The following is a 24,628-nucleotide window of genomic DNA, read 5'->3' as shown; positions in this document are numbered from 1 at the left end:
GGGGTATATATGTTGCCAACTTTAGGGAGCTATCGAGGCGCCCGGGAAAAGACGCAAGAACGCAGGAGCGGCATACCACAGGCAGTAAAGCCACACCGCCTGAGAGACAACGCCCAAAGCAATGGTTCCCCAGAGCAGCAGATGCGACTTCCTAACAGCTAGAGCAAAGAGCAGCGCCAGTGGGAAGAGAGGCAGCAGAATACGAATCGTGGAACTCTGCGGGTACCAGAAAATCAGCAGGTACGCGGCGTAGCACCAGCACCAGATCAGCAACACCGGGTGCAGTTTCGCGCGCACAGCACGGCGACTCAGCCACCAGAAGAAGAGTGCAAAGACGAGCAGGGCGGCAGCCAGGTAGAGCGTCTCCGGGAGGGGACGGGCAATACTCTTATGTAGTCCTTGACCCCATTGCACTATATAGTGGTGGCCATCAGCTACATTGCGTCCGCTCCACGCCAGCTCTGTTGCGAGATAGGCGTCGGTACGTCCGGTTTTCAGCGCCGCGTGCAGCGGGTGGATAAAAGCAAAGGAGCAGACCAGAAGAGCAGAGGCTAGCTGTCCCCAGCGCTGCTTGAGCGATGCTCCGAAAGAAGAAATACTCATTCCGCGTTCATCGGTGTGCATATCATTGATGGTGCAGACCACCCACCAGATACCCACCCAGGCACCAATAGGCACGCCCACCGGGCGAGTCAGGGATGCCAGCAAAGCCACAGGAAGCAGCAGCATATAGCGCTCGGCCATGAGACACCAGGCAACCAGCACAATCAGCAGGACGGTCAGAGCCTCGGAGTAGCCGGTGTTGAAAATCGGGGATGCAGCGTAGAGACCATAGAGCAGCACCGTAATCAGGGCAATCCTGTGAGTGCTACGCTCGCCAAGATTCAAATAGCCGCGCTGGGCGCTCGCATTGAGGGACAGACGGAAAACTTTATACATAGCGCAGGCCATGAGCGCGCTAAAGATCAGAGAGCAGATCACCGCCACGGGGAAATAACTCATCCCCGTAACAGAAGAAAGCCACGAGACGATACTCGGGAAGACCGGCATAAAAGCCCAGGTGCTCTCCCCCACCGAATTAGCGTAGAGAACATTATCCGGCAGCACGCTCGGGTAGCCCTCCTGAGCAAGGCGGTAGTACCAATAGCTATCCCACCAGTTCAAGTAGCTCCACAGGCTCGAGTCATACATGCTCGAGTCCCTGCCTAAACCCTCCAGAGTACGCTGATAGCGGCCCATATCCTGGCGAGTCCATATGAAGACAAACATGGCAAAACCGAGCAGGCGGGTAGCAAGCCACACGCCCAGCACCTGAGCATAGGCGCGGGCAGCGGGCTCAGGAGCAGAATTATTGTCACAACGCGCAAGCGCGTCCAGATTATCCCCGGTATCCCGGGGTTCGGTGCGGGTCATAGTATCCCTTGAGTGTATGTGAGTGAGCATGGTAGAAAAGCCGCGGCTCAGCGTAGCACCCGGCTGCTTCTATATAAAATCTTACCCTCGCAAGAATATCCACACCATAGAACACGCCCCATCCCTCCCATATTCTGCATGCTTCAGGGTATACAGGCATAGCAAAACCCCGGGCGGGTGCCGTTTTCACAGCACCCGCCCGGGGTTTCATCACGCTTTAGTTATATTAGTCGTTTGCACGAGCGCGACGGCGGAATTCACGCACACGCTCATTCGAATCCAGGATCACCTTACGAATACGAATAGCCTCCGGGGTCACCTCAACGCACTCGTCCTCGCGAGCGAACTCCAGGCATTCCTCCAGGGTCAGCTTCTTCGGCGGGGTCAGGTTCTCGAAGTTATCCGCGGTGGAAGAACGCATATTGGTCAGCTTCTTCTCCTTGGTGATATTCACTTCCATGTCGTCCGCACGGGAGTTCATACCAACAACCATACCCTCGTACACCTCGCTGGTAGGCTCCACGAAGAAGGTACCGCGCTCCTGCAGGTTAATCATTGCGTAGGGGGTCACCACGCCGGCACGGTCAGCAATCATCGAGCCGTTGGTGCGGTACTCAATATCGCCTGCCCAGGGCTCGGGATCAATCGAGTAGGAGGAAGAGATACCGGCGCCGCGGGTCTCAGTCAGGAACTGAGTGCGGAAACCAATCAGACCACGTGCGGGCACAGCGAATTCCATACGAACCCAGCCGGTGCCGTGGTTTGCCATGTTCTCCATACGACCCTTACGTGCAGCCATCAGCTGAGTGACAGCGCCCAGGTGCTCTTCGGGTACGTCAATGATCATGTGCTCCATGGGCTCGTAGACCTTACCGTCGATGGTCTGAGTAACCACCTGGGGCTTGCCCACGGTCAGCTCGAAGCCTTCGCGGCGCATCTGCTCCACGAGGATTGCCAGTGCCAGCTCGCCACGACCCTGAACTTCCCATGCGTCCGGACGCTGGGTGGGCAGAACCTTAATGGACACGTTACCAATCAGCTCGCGGTCCAGACGATCCTTCACCTGGCGTGCGGTAACCTTCGCACCCTTCACACGGCCTGCCAGCGGGGAGGTGTTAATACCGATGGTCATGGAGATCGCGGGGTCGTCCACCTTAATCAGCGGCAGCGGCTTGGGGTTCTCCAGGTCGGTCAGGGTTTCACCAATGGTGATGTCCTCAATACCTGCCACTGCAACAATCTCGCCGGGGCCTGCCTCTTCAGCGGGTACGCGCTCCAGGCCCTTGGTTGCCAGCAGCTCGGAGATACGAACGCTCTTAATGTCGCCGTCCTGGCGTGCCCATGCGACGGTCTGGCCCTTCTTCAGGGTGCCGTTGAAGATACGCACCAGTGCCAGACGACCCAGGAACGGGGAGGAGTCCAGGTTGGTCACGTGTGCCTGCAACACTTCGTCGGGGTTGTAGGTGGGGGCGGGCACGCGCTCGATAATGGTCTGGAACAGGGGCTCCAGGTCGTCATTGTCGGGCAGTGCGCCGTCAGCAGGCTGGTTCAGGGAGGCTGCGCCTGCCTTGCCGGATGCGTATACCACGGGCACGTCCAGCACTGCGTCCATGTCCAGATCGGGTACTTCGTCAGCCAAATCGGATGCCAAGCCCAGCAGCAGATCCATGGACTCGCCAACGACCTCGTCGATACGAGCGTCGGGGCGGTCCACCTTGTTCACCACCAGGATCACGGGCAGCTTAGCAGCCAGTGCCTTACCCAGCACGAAGCGGGTCTGAGGCAGGGGACCTTCGGAGGCGTCCACGAGCAGCACAACGCCGTCAACCATGGACAGGCCGCGCTCAACCTCGCCACCAAAGTCAGCGTGGCCGGGGGTGTCAATAACGTTAATGGTGATGGTTTCACCGTTGGCGTGCGGACCGTCGTAGAACACGGTGGTGTTCTTCGCCAGGATGGTAATGCCCTTTTCCTTTTCCAGGTCGCCGGAGTCCATGACGCGGTCTTCCACGTCTGCGTGTGCCGAGAAGGCGTTGGTCTGCTTGAGCATCGCGTCAACGATGGTGGTCTTGCCGTGGTCAACGTGTGCCACGATTGCCACGTTACGCAGATCGGGGCGCGATACAGTGTTTTCAGACATGCGGTATTTTTCTCGCTTAGTTCTAGGGGATGGGAGTGCCCTGCGGTCACCCCGGCGCCACGATAGTCAAGGATGCGCGCAGCCTATAGCGGCGTGGTATCCGGGCGCCCGGTGTGAGAACTCTTCTCGGGCACGTCAAACGCACCCGGCTTCAAGGGCTAACTACCAGTGTACCACCTGGGACCATGACGAGGAATAGCCCGGGGACGGTGGCATAGGTATTCTGCTCCGGTGCCCACCCAGGAGACAACGGACGACGGCGGACAGCAAAGCGGCAGCAGGCCAACACCCGCTACCGCTTCACTCTAAGATTTAGCGCTTAAAGCCCTTAAAAAGACCGGCTACACCGTTCACTACACCATTCAGAGCACCCATGTCTGGCTCATGCTCAATACAGAACGATTCACCGTTAGGAGGGATTCGTTTTTCGCATCCTGGCATCATGCACTTTTGAAGCTTCTTAGATTTAAAGACTTTTTCTGCTTCTTCGTACTCCTGCTGCTTTTCCTCATACACAGCTTGAGCATCATCTCGGAAGGTTGAATACTTCTTACGAAATTCAGCAATACTATCACGTAGCATCTCAATTTCGGCCAGCGCAGAGTTTAGCTCATTTACGATGTCTGCAGAATCATTCTCTTTAGCTTCCTCTAGATTACGCTCTGCTAATTCCTTCAGATCATTCAAGGTCAATTCAACAATAGAAGTCTTATCTACGTACTTCCGGAATCGCTTAACACGAACTTTTGCAACCTCACGATTCTTTTCAGCGGCTTCCAACGCTTCGAGTGCTTCTGCCTCTTCTTTTTCGTCATCCCACATATTACGCCTCCACACTCGCTACATTAGTCTTAGTCATCTGCGATTCAAGAGCTGGGTTCTGCAAAGCGCCGTCAATCGATTCGATAATATTAAAAGCCAGCGAAGACCAGACACGTGAATTCGAAGATTCGGCATTATCTAGGTATCGCGCCAAGCTCCAACCTTGGATCTCACGATCGATAAACACTTGCTTGAAAAATTCCTGGTGATTCTTCAGTACCGCAACGACAGCGGGCGCTTCACCCATAGCGATATAAGCAGAAGCGATCAGCTGAGCGCTAGCGTTCAGATAACCAATCGACTTTTCCAAAAGGTCCCTGCGGTTATCGCGTTCTTTACCGCGAGGCTTTTCCACCATTAAGTAGTTGGCATCAGTATAAATAGCAAACTGGAGCTGAGCAGTGGAATCATTGGCAGTCTTAATAGCATTAATGAGCAGTTCTTGACGGATCTGCGGGTCTGATACACGCATAGCCTCCGCCATCTGCTGGCGCGCACTCAAAAAGCCAGCAAAGCGGTCATTGTATTGGCCAATTTCAATACGTGCCAGGGCTTTAGAAACTTCTTCAATTTTCTGGTTGATTTCTTTAAGAGCAAGTTGCACGGTCACCAAAGCAGCCATAACATAGGGGTTTGATTTGGGCGCGGTCAGAACCATCTCTTTAAGATTTACCTTAGCAGCTATGCCACCACCTTGGGCATTCACCAACGTACCCATAAGTTCACCGCTGTCTCGCTGCATGAGCTTCCAGGTTCCTTGAGCCATTTTTTGTGCTTGCTCAGGGGTGAAATCTGCAACGAGATGTTTACCCACAACTTCCTTGGACAGGACCCCCGCTACGCTAGCACCGATACCCAGGTAAGTCAGCATATTTTTCTTCAGCTCGCCAAGCATAATCTTCTCGGCATTATCGTCTACACCCATCAGATTATAGGGGTTAAAAGAGTAATCGAAGCTCAGAGAAGAAGCGGGCGCAATCTGCAGTTCCGCATCACTAGGAATCGTTATGATTTCCTGCTCTTCGCCCCCCCCCTGAAGGCTGAATATCAGTCATGGGTTCCATCCATTTCGTGAGTAGTGAGAGTAGTGTGAATGCATCATTATTGGTGCACGTAGCTTGAGTATAGCACCGAGATAGGATCTTACGCCGGCAATCTGTCATGACTCTTTTCGGCAGCGTTACAAGGCACAAAAATACCCCTGCGAGCTCCCATCAGAAGGAGCCCACAGGGGTATTAACCACGCCATCTACCGGGCGCTAGTTCTGAGTCTGTAGCCACCACTCGAGCATGCGGCGAGCCACTGCATTCGTACCCGGCAGCTCAAGCTTCGACACCTCCCCAGACGCACCGGCATCCACCGGTTCCTCCGCCAGGGCAGCGCGCAACTGCGCAGCATCAAACCAGCGAGCATTCGCAATCTCACCATCCGGGTACGTCAACTCCTGGGTTTCATCAGCAAACACCTGAAAACACACCATCAGCGAGCGCGGGAACGGCCACACATCACTCATACGGTACTCCACCCGCTCAGCCTGCTGGCCAAGCTCCTCATACACCTCGCGAATCGCGGCGTGTTCCAGGTTCTCACCCGGATCCACAAAACCGGCAATCAGGGCGTAGCGATTACTATGCCACTGACGGTTATTGGCAAGCAGCACGCGCGTATTATCCAGGTTCGTCACCAGTGCCATCACCGCGGGCTCAATACGCGGGAAGACCATCTCCCCCGCCTCCGAAACACGAATACCCTTAGAGTTCAGGGGCACAGCATCGCCGCTGTAGGCGCTATAGCCCATCTCAATACGGTAGTCGCGGGCCGCGAGCGCCTTCGCATAGTGTGCGCGGCCGACCGGGTCAGTGGTTCCCGGGTAGAAGCGGAATCCGGAGCTACTGGGTTCAAGCGTTGCACCCTGCTCGCGCAGTTCTTCGGCAACTCGGTTCAGCGCGTCATCTTCGCAGTAGAGGATGGTGATGTCCTGCTCGTATCCGCCGGCGGGCTCAATTTTCTCGCGTGGGGTATATTCATCCAGCAGCTCAACGCTCAAAGCGGCGCGTTCTGCAGGGCTCAGATAGTAGAGGGTTCCGTTTTTACTGTCAGCCTCGGAGGCATGTAGCAGTGTTTCGCCGGATCGGGAGATGCAAATATAACGTGCGGTACTCATAGAACCAGTCTACCGCCCTGCACCTCTGTTCCCATTACACGCCCGCCCCACCATCCAGCACATAAATTCCGCCTCCTGATAGTGGCAGAGCGAGAAGAAAAAAGAGAGAATAGAAGCATGACTACCATTGACCCCACGACCACCAGCGCGTGGTCGGCTCTGAATGAACTGTCCAAGAACCAGAAGCGCGACCTGCGCGCATGGTTCGCCGCTGATCCTCAGCGTGCCGAGAAGTTCAGCTTTAACGCAGCCGACCTGCACGTGGATCTATCCAAGAATCTCATCACCTCTGAAACTCTCGAACTGCTGCTTGAACTGGCTGAGGAAGTAAACCTCGAGTCCCGCCGCGACGCCATGTTCTCCGGCGAGCACATTAACGTCACCGAGGACCGCGCCGTACTGCACACCGCTCTGCGCCGCCCCAAGGGCTACTCCCCCGCGCTGAGCGTTGACGGCCAGGACGTTGACTCCGATGTACACGCTGTGCTGGAGAAGATTTACGCTTTCGCTGAGCGTGTGCGCTCGGGCGAGTGGACCGGCGTGACCGGCAAGCGCATTAAGACCGTGGTCAACATTGGTATTGGCGGCTCCGACCTGGGCCCGGTCATGGTGTATGAGGCACTCAAGCCCTACGCAGACGCCGGTATCAGCGCACGCTTCATCTCCAATATTGATCCAACCGACGCTGCTGAGAAGGTTGCCGATCTGGATCCGGAAACCACCCTGTTCATCGTGGCGTCCAAGACTTTCGGCACCCTGGAAACCCTGACCAATGCGCGCGTATGCCGCACCTGGCTGCTGGACTCCCTGCGTGCCGCTGGCGCCCTGGATAATGCCTCCGATGAGCAGGCTGTGGCCCAGCATTTCGTGGCTGTTTCTACCGCTCTGGATAAGGTTGCTGCTTTCGGCATTGACCCCGAGAACGCTTTCGGTTTCTGGGATTGGGTTGGCGGCCGCTACTCGGTGGATTCCGCTATCGGTACCGTGCTGGCTATTGTGCTCGGCCCGAAGGTTTTCGAGGAGTTCCTGGCTGGCTTCCACGCCATGGATGAGCATTTCCGCGCCGCTCCCCTGGCGCAGAACGTTCCGGCTCTGATGGGTCTGCTGAACATTTGGAATGTGAATTTCCTGGGTGCGGCTTCTCACGCGGTCCTGCCCTATGACCAGTACCTGCACCGCTTCCCGGCGTACCTGCAGCAGCTGACCATGGAGTCCAACGGCAAGTCTGTGCGCGCTGATGGTTCCTTCGTGAATTACTCCACCGGTGAGGTTTTCTGGGGCGAGCCCGGCACTAACGGCCAGCATGCTTTCTACCAGCTGATTCACCAGGGTACCCAGCTGATTCCGGCTGATTTCATTGCTTTTGCTAACCCGGTTCATGCGACTCGCGACGGCGAGCAGGATGTGCACGAGCTGTTCTTGGCGAACTTCTTTGCGCAGTCTCAGGCTCTGGCATTCGGCAAGACCGAGGAGGAGGTGCGTGCTGAGGGCACCGCTGAGGAGATTGTGACCGCGCGTATTTTCAGCGGCAACCGTCCCTCCACCTCGATCATGGCAAGCCGTTTGACCCCTTCGGTTCTGGGTCAGCTGATCGCCCTGTACGAGCACATTACCTTTGTTCAGGGTATTGTGTGGGGTATTGATTCCTTCGACCAGTGGGGTGTTGAGCTGGGTAAGAAGCTCGCCCTGGATCTGGTGCCCGCTATTGAGGGTGACCAGGAGGTTCTGGCGAAGCAGGATTCTTCTACCGCGTCTCTGATTAGCTACTACCTGGCGAACCGTCAGAAGTAGTTACTGAGCTAAGCAGCATAAAAGCCCGCCCGGTGTATTGACCGGGCGGGCTTTTCTGTGCCGTTTTAGATTGCGGGTTTTAGACGCTCGACGCGAGCTCTCGAATCATATGCGCGAGAGCGTTGACCACGGTTCGCTCGGGCAGTGTGGGAATGGTGTGTCCTTCTACTCCTCCGGCATCTCGGTGGGCAGTCATAGATTCGACCTTGTTGCCCTCATCAGAGCTAGCAAAATCAACCGCCGGGATATGAATAAACCCGGCCGGTATCTGCGCACCCGATTCCGCCAGCAGGTGCTGCACCGTGTACATCACGTGGTTACACACATAGGTTCCGGCGGTATCGGAAATCTCCACCGGGTACCCGGCAGCGCGCGCCGACTCATAGAGCGCACGCACCGGCAGGGTCGAAAAATAGGCGGCGGGGCCACCGGGCGCTATGGGTGCATCGTGCAGGCGTACGCCGTCGTTATCCTCGATCCGCGCGTCGTCTAGGTTAATGGCGACGCGTTCAATGCCGATGCGTGAGCGCCCGACCGCCACGCCCAGGCTGAGCACGGCATCGTAGGTTTCTGCGGCAAGCTCAGACTCAAGGGCGGCGCTGGAACCTGCGTAGCTGACGGGTAGTTCACGCAGCGTTATGTTCGCTTCTTCCCCCAGCACGGCAACCAGAGCCGCAGCAATACGCTGGGTGGGGTTGACCGGCACGCCCGGGAAGGGACCGAAGCAGGTGAGCAGCAGGCGCATTATCGGCCCAGTTTTTCCAGCAGCTCTTCGGGGGTTTGCGCCACGATCAGGCGCTCCAGGTAGGAGGGTTTCAGCAGCCCGGTGGTAGACATGTATTCCATGGCTTCGATCAGTTTGTCCCAGTAGCCGTTCACATTGAGCAGCGCCACCGGCTTGGAGTGAATTTCCAGGAATTGCCAGCTGAACACCTCGAAGAATTCTTCCAGTGTGCCGGGACCTCCGGGCATGGCAACGAACGCGTCGGCTTTGTCGATCATGAGCGCTTTGCGTTCGTGCATGGTGTCGACAATGTCGATGGTGGTTTGGCCGGGGTAGACGCCTTCCATACCGACCAGCTGGTGGGTGACCACGCCGTAAACTTTACCGCCGGCGTTCAGGGCTGCTCCGGCGACGGTGCCCATCAGACCGTTCTGGCCGCCGCCGTAGACCACACCGATTCCGCGTTGTGCGCACAGGGTGCCCAGTTCGCGGGCTCGGGTGGCAAAGAGCGGGTCGTTGCCCATATTGGCGCCGCAGTAGACGGCCAGGTTGAAGCGTTCGCTCATGATGTTTCCTCCAAATATTCTGTGCTGGTACCGGCTAAGGGTATGTATAGTAGCCTACACTATTGGGCGCGCAATGAGGTGCTCACCACGCTTAGCGCTGTGCCAGAAGGGCCGGGAAAATACAGTCAATGTTCAGGGGTGCCTGCTCGCGCGTGTCGGTGGCGGGGTCAACCCAACGCATTTCAGCGATCTCTGCGCGCGGTGCGTTCTGCTTCAGGTGTGCTTCTTCTGCCTGCGTGGGTCGGTATTCAAAGCTATCGGCAATCACCGTGAACCCATTTTCGTTCAGAGCAGGGGCGCTGAAGGTGCCCAAAAAGTGCAGGCGGGCAGGGTCGGGGGCGAAGCCGAGCTCTTCGGTGACTTCGCGTACGGCTGCGTCCAGGGCGTCTTCGCCAGGGTCGGGTTTGCCGCCGGGCATCATGAACCCGTCGGTGCCGTTCTTACGTACGGTCAGCACCAGTCCGGCGGAGTCACGAATCGCTACGGCTGAGACCCGTATTTCACGGCGGGTCGTGTCAATGGCTTGGTGGGTGTAGTCGGGAGTGTAGTCTGTGGTGTTGGGTGTAGAGCTCATCTCTCCAGTGTACTCGCTCTACGGGAAGACCCCCGCCCGGTATTGAACACTGAACAGAGCCCGCCCGGTATCACTCTACCGGACGGGCTCTGATTGGTGCCGTGATGCACGCAAAGGTTAGCGATCGCCCAGGTTCAGCTCGTAGCGGCTAATAAATGCAGCCATCGCCTGGCGTTCCACCGGCTGCCACGGGCGGTAGGTGTTATCCTCCCAGCCGGTAGAAATACCCTGCTTACGCATCCACATAATTTCGGTGTGGAACTGCGTGGTCGGTGAAACATCCGCAAATTCCTGATCAATGGGGAGCACATCCCCGCTCACATGCGAGAACTTCTGCGCATAACGGTAGAAGAACGCCGCCATTGCGTCACGATTGACCGCATCGTGCGGGCGGAAGGTACCGTCCTTCCAGCCGGTGGTAATGCCCTGCTGATGCATCCACACGATCTCCTTGTAGAACGGGAAATCGGGCGCCACATCCCTAAAGGGCGAAGTAGCCGGCAGGCTCACCTCGGGCGAACCCGCCAGGCGGTAAAAGTAGGCGGCCATAGCGGCGCGCTCCACATGATCGAGCGGGCGGAACGTGCCGTCAGCGTACCCGGTGGTAATTCCGGTGGCGGCCAGCCACTCAATATTGATGTAGAAGCGGTTGTTCTCGTCCACATCGCTAAAGGTGCGCTTGAGTTCCCATTCGCCCTTGGGCAGCTGATGCTCCACCGGGGCGGTGCCGGGGTGCTCACCGTACACGGGCACCTTCACATCCCCCACGCCGAAGGGTTCGCTGGTGACTACAGAGCCTTCTTCGTAGCCGTTGCCGTCAGCGGCCGGGAGCATGGTCTGCACTTTTGCAATGTACACGCCGGCGTCTGCGTCATCAAAAATATGCTCGCGGTCGCTGCTCTTCCACTTATCGGCGGAGCGTTCCGTGTTGAATTTCGCGGCGCATTGCTCCAGGCATTCAATACCCACACGCCATTCCATGCCCTCAATATTTTCGGGGTAGTCCCAGTTGACGGTCACATTACGGCGGGAGTCCACCTGGGCGCGCACATTAGTGGGTACGGGCACCTCACGCACGGCTTTCTTCTCGGGCATGGTGATGGTGATGCCGCGGTCAAAGTAGCGTTCGGTCAGCACCAGACCGTGGGCTGCGGCGGCACCAATGGAGTAGGATTTTCCGGACTTGAAGGTATCACCGGGTACGGTAATGGTGCGTTCAAATTTGCCATCTTTAATCAGGTGGGCGGGGATCCAATCAGCGATGAGCGCATCGCCATCGCCCTTCATATCGCTGCACTGGCCGATCTTCCACACATCGGTGGTGGTGATCATAATGTATACGCCGTTGCGGGCGGCGGGTTCGCTCTCATCGTAGCCTTCGCCGCGCAGGGTGAAGGTCATGGGCTGGGTGGGGTCGAGCTTTTCGGGTGCTTCGACCGTGAGTTTCACATTGGAGTGGCGAGTGTCGGGGGTACCCGGTTCGCAGCCACTGTTCACGCTCACGTGTGCGGGCGCGGTGGGTGCGGCAAAACTTGCCGGTACGCTGCTGAAACTCAGCAGCAGGCTTGCTCCCAGGGCAAGAGCGGGGCGGGTCTTAATCATCTCTGATGCCTTCCGTTGAAGTAGGTGATATATGGGTGACCGGTCGTTATTGTCCGGTCCTTTTCACCCTACCATGTTTACCCTTAGGCCAGCCTTAACATTTCGCATTTTCTATAAATATGACACGCCTGCGAAGAGTTCGGGCATATAAAAGGTGGGGCGGTTCCTCATCAAAGAACCGCCCCACCGTATGAAGCACTATGCTACTTGGCCGTTACATCCAGACCGGAGACATCAACCTGCTCCAGAGGAATAATACGGTCCTTCTTCACCGCACGATGACCCAGCCACACGGCAATAAACACCGGCAGGCCAATGTAGGCGCTGGCAATACCGACCCAGTCGCCGCCGACCACCGCATCATAGCCCTGACCGGCAATGACCAGCACGCACATCAGGAATGCAATCATCGGGCCGATGGGGAAGAACGGCGCCACATAGGGCAGTTCGCTCAGGGAGTGGCCCTGAGCCACAAATGCGCGGCGGAAACGCCAATGAGCCACGGCAATACCCACCCAGGTAATGAAACCGGCAAGACCGGACACGTTCACCAGCCACAGGTACGCACCATTGGGGGAAATCAGCGAGGCGATAAAACCAAACGCACCGATCGCGGCGGTTGCCAGCAGAGCGGGCAGAGGCACGCCGTTCTTGGAGACACGAGCGAAAATAGCCGGCGCCTTCTTCTCCTGCGCCAGGGAGAAGAGCATACGGGCCGAAACGTACAGGCCGGAGTTACCCGCAGAGAGCACGGCGGTCAGAATCACGGCGTTCATAGCGGCTGCGGCGAAGGCAATACCGGCACGCTCGAAGATAAGGGTGAACGGGGAGATGCTAATATCGCCGTCTGCTGCAGTGAGCAGGTTCGGGTCTGCGTAGCTAATGAGGGTACCGATCACCAGGATTGCACCAATGTAGAAGAGCATAATACGCCAGAATACGCTGGTGAGTGCACGGGGCACATCACGGCGAGGGTTAGCGGATTCACCAGCTGCCACACCGATCATTTCGGTGCCCTGGAAGGAGAAGCCGGCGACCATAAAGATCGCGAACACAGCCATGGGGCCGCCCACGAAGGGTGCCTCGCCTTCGGTCCAGTGGCTCACGCCGGGGCTTGCGCCACCAATAATACCGAAGATCATGGCAACGCCGGCGACCAGGAAAATAATCACGGTGGCGACCTTAATAAACGCCAGCCAGAATTCGCTTTCGCCGTAGGCTTTAGCGGAGAGGGCGTTAATAGCGGTCAGCAGCACCAGGAAGCCACCCGCCCACACGGCGGGGTGTACATCCGGCAGCCAATATTTCATCACTTCGCCCACAGCCACCAGTTCGGCAGCCACAGTAATTGCCCAGTTGAACCAGTAGTTCCAGCCCATGGCGAAGCCGAAGGAATCGGAGACGTAACGGGTGGCGTAGGTTTGGAAGGAGCCGGGCACCGGCAGGTGCGCTGCCATTTCACCCAGGGATTGCATGAGGAAGAGCACCATAATACCAATCAGGCCGTAGGCGAGAATCGCGCCGCCGGGGCCTGCGGTGGAGATGGTCTTACCGGAGGCAACGAACAGGCCGGTGCCGATCGCGCCGCCGATTGCAATCATCTGCATATGGCGGGCGGTCAGGCCGCGCTTGAGTTCCTGCTGTTCCCCTGCGGTAGAGGTTTCGGTCTGTGACATTGTGTTTCTTTCGTGGATGCCCGTTGGCAATCGTTGGCTGAGGTTCTAGCTGGGGCGCTGTGCGCGGCCCGGTAACCTTCTTTATATTTTCTTGGGGTGACCGGCCAACATAAGTTTCTCTTATGCACCCTAAGCTCAGCTTATCTTGTACCGTTCTATACTACGGTTTCACGCCTTTAAGTACCACCCCCAGGGCTTGTTTTTTGGGTAGTATCACCCCGGATTTTAGATATCTTTTACTCCCCCACCTAGCTGCAGCGCTTCATATCAACGCAAAAAGCCCGCCCGGATCTATACCCGGGCGGGCTTTGAGGTAGGATGTCGCGGTTTTAGCCGTTGATATTACGGAAAGTCACGTGGGTTGCGTGCTCCACGGTGCGGGATACGGTGCAATCCTTCTCCGCGCTGCGGGCAATCATACGATCCACCTTCGAGGCAGCCTTGGCGCCTTCTTCGCTGGAGTCAAAGGCGACGTCAAAGTCCACCTCAATATCATCCAGGCGCACGGCGCCGTCCTCGTGCTGCTTAATACCGGAGGAGAGTACCTTGAATACTTCGGGTTCAATCTTGCGGGTGGTGACCATATCCACATCCACAGCGGAGCAGCCTGCAATCGCTGCCAGCAGCAGTTCTACGGGGTTGAGCAGCCCTTCGCCCAGGCCGAAGTCCAGGGTCGCGCCGTCCTTATTGGTCGCACGGTAGTGGGTGGGACCAATACGTTCAACACTTACGGCGCGGTAGTCTTCATTCGCCACGCGCTCGGGGTTGTTTGCGGGGCCGTGCTCAATATGTAGTTTCTGGCTCATACTCTCTCCATTTCGCTCTCTTAAAGCTTTTTCTTTCTCTGCCTACTATAACCGGCTGTACCGTGCATTATTCCCAACGGCTTTATTCCCGATGGCTTTGTTCTCAGCTCCCCCCCGTGTGGCCGTGCGGCCGGTGGATGAGCAGCCGGGCAGAGCCCCTAGGTGCGCGGGCGGCCAGCACGTACAATAAAACGGTACACACGCAGAGCATAAAACCTAGCGAAAGCTTATGAACCCCGATACTTCATCTTTATCCATTCAGCCCATCCAAGCCCAGGAACAACCCAGCGCGCCCGTCACCAAACCTACCGACACTCCCTTCAACGGGCTCAAAGAAGCCTTTAAAGTTGCCGGCCCGGTCTTTGGCGGCATGGCGGTGCTCGGTGTGGGTTTCGGTGTACTGGTCAATTCTTACCACCTGCCACTGTGGGTGGTGCCTATGCTCACCGGTATTGTTTTTGCCGGCTCGGTGGAGTTTTTGATTGCCTCCATGCTCACGGTCGGCGCACCTTTAGGGTCCATTGCCCTGACCACGCTGCTGGTCAATGCCCGCCATCTGCTCTACGGTATCTCCTACCCGCTAGAGCGTGTGCGTGGACCGCTGTCGAAATTCTTCGCTATTTACACACTCTGCGATGAGGCGTATGTGCTCAATAGCGGCCCGGACCGCCACCGTCTGGGCATGTGGCGTATCTTGTGGATTCACGCTATTTTGTACGGCGGCTGGATTCTTTCAGCGGTGACCGGCTACCTAGTGGGGTCCAGTTTCTTGAGTTCGCTCAAGGGCCTGGATTTTGTGATGACTGCATTGTTTTTGGTGATGGCGGTGGATACCTTCCGCGCGAACCCCGATAAACTCTTGGCAGCGTTCGCGTTGGGTTCGGCGGCTCTGGCTCTGCTGCTGGTACCGGGGTCGATGCTGCTGGTGTCGATGTGCCTGTACACGGTGCTGCTGTTGGCACGCTATGTGGTAGCGCGTTCTCGCGGCACTCTGCCCGCCACCCATGTGATTGATCAGGAGGCGCAGATTAATGATTAATGGTTCTTTGGACACCGGCTATATTATTGCGGCTGTGCTGATTGCGGCAGCCATTACCTTCACGCTGCGCCTGGTACCTTTTGGGGTGAAGAAGGCGCTGGCCGGATCCACCCTAATGGAAGCGCTCAGCCAGTGGCTGCCCTTGGGCGCGGTGGGTTTGTTGGCTATTTACGCGCTCAGCCATATGCATTTTGATGCGCCCGGCGCGTGGGTTCCGCAGGCCGCCGGTGCTGTGGCGACGGTTGCGGTGCACCTGTGGCGTAAGAATATTATTTATAGTATGGTTGCCGGTACCGCGGTGTGTGTGCTGCTGGCTAACCTGGTATTTTAGCCGGTTTTTCTCGTTATCTTATAGAAAAAGTGGGGCTCCCTGTAGATTGGGAGCCCCACTTTTGCAGGTTATAAGGAATGCTTAGGCGATTGCTGCCTTTGCTGCTTCGTAGTTCGGCTCGTTGGTCAGCTCGGAGACCAGCTCTGCATGTACTACCTCACCGGCGGGGTTAATAACCACCACGGCGCGCGCCAGCAGTGCTGCCAGCGGGCCGTCTTCCATGAGCACGCCGTAGTCTGCACCGAAGGAGGAGCGGAATGCGGAGGAGGTCACGACATTCTCAATGCCCTCGGCACCGCAGAAGCGGCTCAGGGCGAAGGGCAGGTCGTTGGAAACGCACAGCACGACGGTGTTCTCCAGGGCGGCTGCCTCCTTGTTGAAGGTGCGCACGCTGGTTGCGCATACGCCGGTGTCGATGGAGGGGAAGATGTTCAGAATCAGGTTCTTACCCGCGAAATCGGAGAGGCTAATGGGTGCCAAATCAGAGCCCAGTACCTCAAATGCGGGTGCGGATGCGCCCACTGCGGGCAGTTCGCCGTTGGTGTGGACGGTGGTTTCGTTGTGGAAAGTAATTTCAGCCATGCTTCTATTGTGCGCGCACGCTATCTTTCTTTGCAAGATATTGGCGATTCGGCGCGTCATATACGCGTTGGGTGAATCTACCCGGTTTCCTCATCCGTGAGGTATTGAATCAGGTAGGCGCGGCGTGCCTCGGCTATGCGTGCGGTAATGCGTGTAAAGATCTTCAGGCTCAGTGCACCGTAGACCCACATGGTCAGGGCAAAGACCAGAGGGCGGTAGGGGCTGTGGCTGGGTTTGTTGCCCTCAGCAGCAGCGACAGGTGGCAGTATCCAGTCGCTAATGGCAAGGGCGGGGTACATGAGTGCCAGCAGCACGGAGACCAGCACCAGCCCGGGGCCAAAGCAGAGCACAGCCCAGCGCACATTCATACGGACTTTATGGCGGCGTTCCCAACGCCAGGCGGCGCCTCGCAGCTGGTAGGGAAAGAGAATGCCGATAATGGAGCCCAGGGATAGGGTAATCGCCGGGATGACAAAGAACGCGGTGAAGGTCATGGCGCTATGCCTCAGATCGCCGTGCCCGAGCAGGTTCAGCACGAGTGCCACGGCGCAGCCGGTTAGTCCAGTGAGGATTCCGATGGCGGCAGCTTTGACGTAGATAAAGCGGCGAATGGCGTTGCGGTTGGGGCTCTTGAGTGCTTTGAGCGCCTGAGAGGGGTCGTGACCAAAGATATTGGTGGAGGTAACATCGGCGACCATATATCCAACCACGACCATGGCGAATCCTGCCGGGCCGTAGAGGTTGCCGAAGAACCAGGTGCGCCAATCGGCGGGCAGAATCGCCCACCATAAAAACGCCAAAATGGCGTTACAGATCAGGGTTTGGGTTTCTACCGGCAGGGGTCGGGAGAGCAGACGTTTGAGTTCGCCTCGCACGGTGGGGTTATAGCTGGTATCGTCTCTGTCGATCAGTAGCTGCCCGGCGAGGTATTCGGTGTAGAGTCTATCCCTGGTTTGCGCCGGATGCGCCAGCGCGGCGGCGGTGGAGCGTGCGTTGCGTGCGGTGTCTTTGACGGCTTCTTTGGCTTCTGCACGCACAATATCGCGGGCGTTGGCGGCACTTTCTTTGACGAGGGCGCTGCTGGGCATGCGTAGAGCACGGATACGGTCTAGCCAGGTGGGTTGCCGGCCGGTGTCTGTGTGTTTTTCTGTGCTCATATCTGTAGTGTATAGCCCGGGTGCGTGCTTCTTCTACTTGGGGACGTTGATTGGAATGCACTGCGCTGGGCGCGGGCTAGGAGGGTGCACAAAACCCCGGGCGTTTCCTCGTCGTGGGGATACGCTCCGGGGTTCAGGCTAAAAGGGTCTTATGCCAGCTTCTTGCGCACTACAACAACAGCGGCAACGATAGCTGCGATAACCAGAAGCTTCTTCATAGGGTGATTCCTTTCGGTTGGCGGCGTAGTCGCCGCATTGGAGCACGCCGGATGCGTATTCCTGTATACATTAGCGTACCCTACACGGGGCGGGTTTCTAAATATTTGAGAGAAAATTCCATATTGTGTTCATCGTTCAAAGAACATAGTTCAAACAGTGCAGCTCAAACTGCACAGCCAGAATACGACACTCGGCACTCCCCTCGGCCCGATACCCTATGCAGTCTTGGATTGCTCGGGAGTCTTATCGTACACCGGGCGCGGGTCGATCAGTCCCTTATGCTGAGCGAGCATCAGCAGAGCCTTTTGCCAACCGCCGCAGCGCTCCAGCACGGTGGTTAGGGAGGTTCGTCCTTCTTCGCGTGCCCAACGGCGATATTCTTCAGACTTCCAGCGCTGGGCGATGGCGGCGTAGGCTACCAAATCTTCTAGGATCTTTTCGTGGCTAATGCCTTCGCCTCCGCGGGTGCCGGTGGTGGCTCCTGCGGCGGCGACCAGTTCGCTCCATTTCTTACCCGTGGTGTGGGTTAGGGTGGTGGCGCGCGGCTCTCCGTGCATCCTGGACCAGCGGTCGTAGGCGGCGGCAACGATTTTACGTGCCCCGGTATCTTCCAGGTAGTGGCTCAGTGCCGCGTAGGCGGTGGTTTCGTGGTCGCGTTGGGAGGGCTTTGCTTTGGTGGGGTTGATGAGCTCCCACACGCGCGGTCGCATCACGTCTGCTACCCATTCGGGTTCACGCCCGGTGTAGGTTCCGGCGATAATGCTCTTGGCGTCTTCCAGTAGGGCACTCCAGCTCATGCCGACCCGGCGGCGCAGCGAGGCAGCGGAGGGCATTCCGGCGTGCTGGCTGCAATAGCGGGCGAATCCCTTGTAGCTATAGCTCAGCTGGGTGCTGCGCAAGTACTCAATGAGTGCTGCCCACAGATCTTCTTCGCGGTAGCGCGGGTAGTAGCGGTAGCTGCTGGAGCCATTGGTCAGACCGGCTTTTTCCAGAGCTGCCGACCATTTACCGAAGCGCAGGGCGACGGTTTGGGCGGTGGGGCCGCCTCGTTCTGCGCTCCAGCGGCTAAAGGAGGAGCCGGAGTGTATTTCTTCTTGAGACCACCAGGAGCAGAGCATGCTCATGATTTCTTTATCGCTCCAGCGCTGCATATTTTGCGGGTTGTGGCGTGCTAAGCTGTAGTGCATTTTGGCGCGGTTATCCAGTAGGTGCAGCATGCGCTGTTTATCGATGCCGAAGATACGCTCGGCTTCTTCGCCGGGGCGCCCGGGGTTGTGGTAGGACCAGTTGAGCACGGCACGTTCGAGCAGCTGGTTTTCTTCTGCAGCGATGGCGTGGCGGGCTGCGCGAATGCGGGTGATATTCACATTCGGGTGGGAGCGGGCGATGTAGTTTCGGGTAGTTTCGTAGCTGGATCCCAGTTCTCGTCCCAGCTGGCTTAGGCTTCTGCCGTGTACAAAGTGGGCGGCGCTGTACCATTCGGCGAGGGGTTCGGCGCCGGCTTCGTAGATGTCGATGATCAGCTTGAGGTATTCCTGGGCTTGGGCGGCGGTGAATTCGTCGCTTGTATATCTTTCCAGGCGGTGCAGCAGCTCGTCGACTGCGTTTTCGCGCTGGGTGGCTACGGGTTCCAGCACGTTAATGTAATCGTAGGGGACGTGGACCATCTCTTAACACCTTCGCTATCGAGTGGGTTCCCCGCGGGCGTGTGGTTCTTTCCATGCGCAAGGTGGGCGTGTGGGGGCGTGCGCCTGGTCCTTTAGGTGTCGGTGATTTGCGCCTGTATCTTGAGGGTGTATCTCTGCGAGGTATATCCGTGCGGATGCGGGCGTCGACTGGGGGATGCGGGCGTGTTGCGCCGTGCGGGGTATCTAATTTTCGGGTGTGATGTGCTTGTACCCGGGTCCCTTTGAAACGTGCTCTACGCACCCGTCCGGTGGGTGTTCCACGCTGTAGATTGCGTTTCCCTTGTCTATGTTGATGCAAGACGTATCACTATGTTGTGTTATTTAAACCCTAGCAATTTTTGCAAGATTATGCACCAATATGCCGGAATATTACGTAATATACATTTCCACCTTATCCATCGCCTTAACAAGCCCGAGATACCGCACCGAAAGCTAGCTTGGCAGCGCCTAATAGCACAACTGCAAAAACGTGATTCACATCCCTTTATTCACAAAAAACTTGCAGTGTAAAGTTTTCTCGCGTAGGGTTGTGACCCATGGATAAATTGATTAAGACCGCTAACTCTTCGACCTTCACTTCTTTCGGCCTGCTGCTTTTCCGCGTGGTGCTGGGTATTGTTTTCATTAACCACGGCTCCCAGAAGTTCTTTGAATGGACTCTGGCAGGCACCGCTGCATCTTTTGAGCAGATGGGTGTTCCGGCTCCGGCAATGTCGGCTGCTGTGGTGGCAAGCGTTGAGCTCTTCGGCGGTATCCTGCTGATTCTGGGTCTGGCTACCCGCATTGTTGCAGCGCTGCAGGCTGGCGCAATGACTGGCGCTATGATCATGGTTCACCTGCCTCAGGGCTTCTCCGCTTCTAACGGTGGTTACGAGTACGTGCTGGTTCTGGCTGCCGGTGCCGCTCTATTCATCTTCACCGGTGCGGGCAAGCACTCCATTGACCGCTTCTTCGTGCGCAAGCGCCTGGCTGCTTAGTCTTTAGCTCTCTAGAGCACAACGGGCTGAATGGGATTGAATCCATTCAGCCCGTTTTTCTATACCCTTTGGCGGGTAGCTAGTGTATTGACCGCGATTCGAGGCGCGACTAAGATAGACCTAAGTTATCTCCCCTATTACAAGGATTCCCATGTCAGAGTCTATTCGCGTGTCCATTCTACTCGGCAGCTATAGCACCAGTGCATACTCCCGCAAGATTGCCGATTACCTGATCGCCAATATCCCTGCACCCTATGAACTGCAGGTTCTCGATATCTCGGATCTGCCGCTATATAACCGTGATCTGGATCAGCTGGACCCGCAGCCCGAGGCCTACACTCGCCTGCGTGACAACGTAGCTAAGAGTGACGCGATTATTTACGTCACCCCCGAGCACAATGCGGGTATCCCCGCGGTGCTCAAGAATGCGATTGACGTGTGCACTCGCCCCGCTGGGACGAACCTCTGGGAGGGTAAGCCCACCGGCATTATTACCCTGGGCGCGGCGATGGCGGGCGGTCAGCGCGTGGGCGATCACCTGCGCAATATGTGCACCGCTTTTGGTGCGCCCGTACTGCCGTTACAGACTCCCCTCTCGCAGATTTTCCGTGCTTTTGATGAGGATGGGCAGCTGAGCTCCCCCTCGGTGGCTAAGCGTTTGGATTCCTTTATCCAGTCTTTTGTGGACTTCGTTCCGCGCCATCACGGTGCATAATACCCACTGACATATACTTCAAAGCCCCGGACTATTAGAGTCCGGGGCTTTACCTTTTACCGGGGCTATCTAGGAGAGGTGTTCAGCCTCGTAGGCGTCAATCTCCAGAACCTTTTGACCGTAAGCGCTCGCCGGGTCGTGGCGCGCATCCAACCACTGATCAATCAGTGCAATAGCAGCCGGGGGTGCAATCACAGCCTGCCCCATGCACAGAATCTGCGCATTGTAATTCTCCACGGCACCGCGCACACTAAAAAGATCGTGGGCGGTGGCTGCACGAACCCCGCGCACCTTGGAGGCGACAATCGCGGTGCCAATGCCGGTGCCGCATATCAGGATGCCGCGTTCTGCGCTGCCGTCGGCAATCATGCGGGCAGCTTCCAGGGAGACAGCCGGGTAGGTTTTGGTGTCTTCGCTCAGGTCGATTACTTCGCTCACGCGGGAATCTGCCTGCAGGTAGGTTTTAATGGCGTCTTTGAGTACCACGCCATTGTTGGGTGCTCCAATAACAATTTTCATGTCTCTACCCTATCAAGCGGCACGCACCCGGTTCAAGGGTACGCGCCGCTGCTTTCTGCCCTTTTGCCTCCTATCCGAGGTCGTTTGCTAGCCAGGCTATAGTCTCTTCGGCAGAGGTATACGGCGCATTTTTCCAGCCGGTTCCAGCCCACAGGTGCATGCGTTCCCAGTCCTGCGCACGTGTTGCCGCGGCGCGTAGGGGCTTGGTCAGATAGTGCAGGGCGGGGTATCCGTCATGCCCGGAGTATGTACTCACAAAGCTGTTTTTGAGTGCTCGCGCGTAGCGTCCGGTGAAGGCGCGAGTCATCACGGTGGAGTCCCAATCGCGGCTAAAAATCTGGCGGTAGGCGCCCGAGGTGCCCGCTTCATCACTGGTCAGCAGCAGGGTGCCGATGGCTACGGCTTCGGCACCGGCATCTATGTGCTCGCGGACTGTTTGCGGGGAGTCAATGCCTCCGGCTGCAATGACCGGGATGTCTACAGCGGCGAGTATCTCGCTGAGCAACTGGAGGGTGTCTTTGTCTTCAATCTCGCGCAGGGAATTATAGGTGGCGCTGTGGCCGCCTGCGCGGGGACCTTGAGCAATGAGCGCATCCACTCCGGCGTTGTGTGCTAAGAGTGCTTCTTCCACGGTGGTAATAGTTGCTATGACGCGGCTTCCGCGCTCGTGCAGGGCCCGAATATCCTCTACAGCGGGTAGCCCAAAGGTGAAGGATACATAGGGTACGGGGTGTGCCAGCAGGTACTCCAGTTTCTCGGCCCAGCTATCGGTATCTTCTGCACGATAGGGTGCGTCTAGGGTGATTCCCAAGGCATGCGCTTCGGGTGCAAGTTCGTGTCTGTACTCTTCGTAGAGTCGTTGCTGTTGTTTGTGTTCCTCAAGGCGTTCGTTTTCGCTCAGCGAGCGCGGAGGTAGGGCGGAAGAACCGAGTGCAAAAAGGTTCACACCGAAGTGTTCAACCTGTTCGCGTAGGGTTTCTATTTCTGCCGCCATGGTGTCTACGTTTTTGTAGCCTGCGGCAAGGAAGGGAAAGGCACCGGCGCGGGAGGCGGCGAGCGCCAGTTCTACGGTGGTGGCGCCTCCCGCCATGGGCGCGGCGACCAGGGGTAGTTTAGTGGGTAGAAATCTCATACTTCTACCCTACCAATATTCGCCCTCTCCGTGACGAACCCGCATGCTTTTCCCCGATTTCTCTCCCTATATGCATAGCAAAAGGGCGGGTGCAGTCGCTATGACTGCACCCGCCCGTTCCGCTTGACAGAGTCGTATTAGACGTTGAAACGGAATTCGACCACGTCGCCATCTTCCATGACGTAGTCCTTACCTTCCATACGCACCTTGCCGCGGTTCTTCGCCTCAAGCATGGAACCAGCCTCATCCAGGTCAGCGAAGGAGACAACCTCAGCCTTAATGAAGCCGCGCTCAAAGTCGGAGTGAATCACACCTGCAGCCTGAGGCGCAGTATCGCCCTTGGTGATGGTCCATGCGCGGGATTCCTTGGGGCCTGCGGTCAGGTAGGTCTGCAGACCCAGGGTGGAGAAGCCCACGCGTGCCAGCTTGTCCAGACCGGACTCGTCCTGGCCGCTCATTTCCAGCATTTCGCGTGCTTCTTCTTCGCTCAGCTCGACCATATCGGCTTCAAGCTTCGCATCCAGGAATACTGCCTCAGCCGGTGCCACCAACTCGCGCAGCTCCTGCTGCTTCTCCTCGGATGCCAGCACGCCCTCATCGGAGTTGAACACGTAAATGAAGGGCTTTGCGGTCAGCAGGTTCAGTTCCTTCAGGTGAGCCATGTCCAGCTTGGCGTCTGCCGCGCGGGAGATAATGGTCTCGCCTTCTTCCAGGATTGCCTGTGCCTGCTTGTAGGTCTCCAGCTGAGCTGCGTCGCTCTTCTTAATCTTCACTGCCTTTTCCAGGCGCGGGATTGCGTTTTCCAGGGTCTGCAAATCAGCCAGGATCAGCTCGGTGTTAATGGTCTCCATATCGGAGGCGGGGTCAACCTTGCCGTCCACGTGGATCACATCGGGGTCGTCAAAGGCACGCACGACCTGCGCAATCGCGTGAGCCTCGCGAATATTTGCCAGGAACTTATTGCCCAGGCCTTCACCCTCGGATGCGCCCTTCACAATACCCGCGATATCCACGAAGGAGACGGTTGCGGGCAGGATGCGCTCGGAGCCGAAGATCTCAGCCAGGCGGTTCAGGCGCGGGTCGGGCAGGTTCACAATACCCAGGTTCGGTTCGATGGTTGCGAAGGGGTAGTTTGCTGCCAGCACGGTGTTGCGGGTCAGTGCGTTGAAGAGGGTGGATTTGCCGACGTTGGGCAGGCCAACAATGCCGATGGTCAGAGCCACGTGTTTGTCCTTTGGTCGCGGATTATGTGGGTGCCGCCGGCGTGAGCGCCATGTGCGGGCACAGTTACTATTATTTTACCGCGTTCGCGCTCTCGCGGCATGTTACGGTGCGCTAGAGAACAGCTCTAGAGCGTAATCCACCCGTTATCGCGAGCAATTCGAACCGCCTCCACCCTATTATGGGCGTTCAATTTAGCCATCGCGGAGGAAATATGGTTACGCACCGTGCCCGCCGATAGGTAGAGCTGCTGCCCAATCTCCCGTGCGTTCGCACCGCCGGCACTGGCGGCAAGCACCTGCGCTTCACGCTCAGTTAGCGGTGAGGCACCGCTGCTCAGAGAGGCAGCCGCCAAATCGGAATCGACCACCCGCAAACCGTGATGAATTTTGCGGATAGTTTCCGCCAGCTGTTTGGAATCAATATCTTTGGTCACGAACCCGCTCGCACCGGCCTGCAGGGCACGCTGCAGATATCCGGGACGGGCGTAAGCGGTCAGCATCAGAATACGCACGGTTTTATTACTGCCGCGGTAGTGCTCATTAATCGCGTGGGCGCAGGCAATACCGTCACCCGTGCTGCCGGGCATTTCAATATCGAGCAGCACCACATCGGGGTCGTGCTCAATCACAGCAGCTAGGGCTTCATCACTGGTGGAGGCTTGGGCTATCACCTCAATATCTTCTTCCAGGCTCAAAAGGGCGCTCAGAGCTTCGCACAGAAGCTGCTGGTCATCGGCAATGATGACACGAATCATGGGGGTGTCCTT

At 57.3% G+C, this 24,628-nt stretch carries 23 protein-coding genes; 5 read left to right on the top strand and 18 right to left on the bottom strand.

Annotation, left to right across the window (positions count from 1 at the left end; genetic code table 11):
• Positions 1-21 precede the first annotated feature (21 nt).
• The 5 genes from Q4P78_RS02600 to Q4P78_RS02580 form a co-directional block, all read right to left on the bottom strand.
• Positions 22-1,413 carry a hypothetical protein gene (locus Q4P78_RS02600; protein WP_303338754.1) on the bottom strand — a complete coding sequence of 464 codons (1,392 nt, stop codon included), beginning with the start codon at positions 1,411-1,413 and terminating at the stop codon, positions 22-24.
• A 226-nt stretch (positions 1,414-1,639) separates the two neighbouring features.
• Complete coding sequence (typA, locus tag Q4P78_RS02595; RefSeq protein ID WP_303338753.1) at positions 1,640-3,553, bottom strand: translational GTPase TypA; 1,914 nt, start codon at positions 3,551-3,553, stop codon at positions 1,640-1,642.
• A gap of 312 nt (positions 3,554-3,865) precedes the next feature.
• Positions 3,866-4,375, bottom strand: a complete 510-nt coding sequence (locus Q4P78_RS02590; protein WP_303338752.1) for a hypothetical protein — start codon at positions 4,373-4,375, stop codon at positions 3,866-3,868.
• A 1-nt stretch (position 4,376) separates the two neighbouring features.
• Positions 4,377-5,270: a hypothetical protein gene (locus Q4P78_RS02585; RefSeq protein ID WP_303338751.1), complete on the bottom strand. Its 894-nt coding sequence runs from the start codon at positions 5,268-5,270 to the stop codon at positions 4,377-4,379.
• 364 nt (positions 5,271-5,634) lie between these two features.
• Positions 5,635-6,540: an NAD(+) diphosphatase gene (locus tag Q4P78_RS02580; RefSeq protein WP_303338750.1), complete on the bottom strand. Its 906-nt coding sequence runs from the start codon at positions 6,538-6,540 to the stop codon at positions 5,635-5,637.
• 117 nt (positions 6,541-6,657) lie between these two features.
• Between Q4P78_RS02580 and pgi the strand changes: the two genes are divergently transcribed.
• Positions 6,658-8,331, top strand: a complete 1,674-nt coding sequence (gene pgi / locus Q4P78_RS02575) for a glucose-6-phosphate isomerase (RefSeq protein WP_303338749.1) — start codon at positions 6,658-6,660, stop codon at positions 8,329-8,331.
• A gap of 79 nt (positions 8,332-8,410) precedes the next feature.
• Here the strand turns inward: pgi and Q4P78_RS02570 are convergent, their stop codons facing one another.
• From Q4P78_RS02570 to Q4P78_RS02545, 6 genes are all read right to left on the bottom strand, one after another.
• Complete coding sequence (locus tag Q4P78_RS02570) at positions 8,411-9,076, bottom strand: pyroglutamyl-peptidase I (RefSeq protein WP_303338748.1); 666 nt, start codon at positions 9,074-9,076, stop codon at positions 8,411-8,413.
• Positions 9,076-9,621: a TIGR00730 family Rossman fold protein gene (locus Q4P78_RS02565; protein WP_303338747.1), complete on the bottom strand. Its 546-nt coding sequence runs from the start codon at positions 9,619-9,621 to the stop codon at positions 9,076-9,078. Before Q4P78_RS02565 ends, Q4P78_RS02570 begins: the two co-directional genes overlap by 1 nt.
• A 91-nt stretch (positions 9,622-9,712) precedes the next feature.
• The gene (locus Q4P78_RS02560) at positions 9,713-10,195 is read right to left on the bottom strand and encodes an NUDIX domain-containing protein (protein WP_303338746.1); all 483 of its coding nucleotides are present in this window, start codon (positions 10,193-10,195) and stop codon (positions 9,713-9,715) included.
• Positions 10,196-10,312: 117 nt separating this feature from the next.
• Complete coding sequence (locus Q4P78_RS02555; protein ID WP_303338745.1) at positions 10,313-11,797, bottom strand: S-layer homology domain-containing protein; 1,485 nt, start codon at positions 11,795-11,797, stop codon at positions 10,313-10,315.
• Positions 11,798-12,000: 203 nt separating this feature from the next.
• Positions 12,001-13,473 carry an amino acid permease gene (locus Q4P78_RS02550; RefSeq protein WP_303338744.1) on the bottom strand — a complete coding sequence of 491 codons (1,473 nt, stop codon included), beginning with the start codon at positions 13,471-13,473 and terminating at the stop codon, positions 12,001-12,003.
• A 329-nt stretch (positions 13,474-13,802) separates the two neighbouring features.
• Positions 13,803-14,279, bottom strand: a complete 477-nt coding sequence (locus Q4P78_RS02545) for an OsmC family protein (RefSeq protein WP_303338743.1) — start codon at positions 14,277-14,279, stop codon at positions 13,803-13,805.
• Between the two features lie 229 nt (positions 14,280-14,508).
• Here Q4P78_RS02545 and Q4P78_RS02540 point away from each other — a divergent pair, with 229 nt between their 5' ends.
• Both Q4P78_RS02540 and Q4P78_RS02535 read left to right on the top strand, forming a co-directional pair.
• Entirely contained in the window at positions 14,509-15,318 is an 810-nt protein-coding gene (locus Q4P78_RS02540; RefSeq protein ID WP_303338742.1) for an AzlC family ABC transporter permease, read from the top strand.
• Positions 15,311-15,649: a branched-chain amino acid transporter permease gene (locus Q4P78_RS02535; protein WP_303338741.1), complete on the top strand. Its 339-nt coding sequence runs from the start codon at positions 15,311-15,313 to the stop codon at positions 15,647-15,649. Before Q4P78_RS02540 ends, Q4P78_RS02535 begins: the two co-directional genes overlap by 8 nt.
• An 81-nt stretch (positions 15,650-15,730) precedes the next feature.
• On the opposite strand, the gene tpx is transcribed toward Q4P78_RS02535, so the two are convergent.
• The 3 genes from tpx to Q4P78_RS02520 all read right to left on the bottom strand — a co-directional run bounded on the left by tpx (position 15,731) and on the right by Q4P78_RS02520 (position 19,274).
• Positions 15,731-16,231: a thiol peroxidase gene (gene tpx / locus Q4P78_RS02530; RefSeq protein WP_303338740.1), complete on the bottom strand. Its 501-nt coding sequence runs from the start codon at positions 16,229-16,231 to the stop codon at positions 15,731-15,733.
• A 77-nt stretch (positions 16,232-16,308) separates the two neighbouring features.
• The gene (locus Q4P78_RS02525; RefSeq protein ID WP_303338739.1) at positions 16,309-17,388 is read right to left on the bottom strand and encodes a hypothetical protein; all 1,080 of its coding nucleotides are present in this window, start codon (positions 17,386-17,388) and stop codon (positions 16,309-16,311) included.
• 434 nt (positions 17,389-17,822) lie between these two features.
• Complete coding sequence (locus Q4P78_RS02520; protein ID WP_303338738.1) at positions 17,823-19,274, bottom strand: hypothetical protein; 1,452 nt, start codon at positions 19,272-19,274, stop codon at positions 17,823-17,825.
• 557 nt (positions 19,275-19,831) lie between these two features.
• On the opposite strand from Q4P78_RS02520, the gene Q4P78_RS02515 reads away from it, so the two are divergent.
• Together Q4P78_RS02515 and Q4P78_RS02510 are read left to right on the top strand one after the other, a co-directional pair.
• Positions 19,832-20,272: a DoxX family protein gene (locus Q4P78_RS02515; RefSeq protein WP_303338737.1), complete on the top strand. Its 441-nt coding sequence runs from the start codon at positions 19,832-19,834 to the stop codon at positions 20,270-20,272.
• Positions 20,273-20,423: 151 nt separating this feature from the next.
• Complete coding sequence (locus Q4P78_RS02510; RefSeq protein WP_303338736.1) at positions 20,424-20,987, top strand: NADPH-dependent FMN reductase; 564 nt, start codon at positions 20,424-20,426, stop codon at positions 20,985-20,987.
• 69 nt (positions 20,988-21,056) lie between these two features.
• Here Q4P78_RS02510 and Q4P78_RS02505 read toward each other — a convergent pair whose 3' ends face one another.
• From Q4P78_RS02505 to Q4P78_RS02490, 4 genes are all read right to left on the bottom strand, one after another.
• Positions 21,057-21,506, bottom strand: coding sequence for an RpiB/LacA/LacB family sugar-phosphate isomerase (locus Q4P78_RS02505; RefSeq protein ID WP_303338735.1), 450 nt, complete (start codon positions 21,504-21,506; stop codon positions 21,057-21,059).
• Between the two features lie 70 nt (positions 21,507-21,576).
• Positions 21,577-22,638: a nitronate monooxygenase family protein gene (locus Q4P78_RS02500; RefSeq protein WP_303338734.1), complete on the bottom strand. Its 1,062-nt coding sequence runs from the start codon at positions 22,636-22,638 to the stop codon at positions 21,577-21,579.
• A gap of 137 nt (positions 22,639-22,775) precedes the next feature.
• Positions 22,776-23,861, bottom strand: coding sequence for a redox-regulated ATPase YchF (gene ychF, locus Q4P78_RS02495; RefSeq protein ID WP_303338733.1), 1,086 nt, complete (start codon positions 23,859-23,861; stop codon positions 22,776-22,778).
• Between the two features lie 125 nt (positions 23,862-23,986).
• Positions 23,987-24,616, bottom strand: coding sequence for a response regulator transcription factor (locus tag Q4P78_RS02490; protein WP_303338732.1), 630 nt, complete (start codon positions 24,614-24,616; stop codon positions 23,987-23,989).
• Positions 24,617-24,628: the final 12 nt, after the last annotated feature.

It is taken from the genome of Rothia sp. (in: high G+C Gram-positive bacteria) (genome assembly GCF_030540545.1).
Taxonomy (GTDB): Bacteria; Actinomycetota; Actinomycetes; order Actinomycetales; family Micrococcaceae; genus Rothia.
Note: the sequence above shows the minus strand (reverse complement) of the source record. Positions and strands in the feature narration are given on the sequence as shown.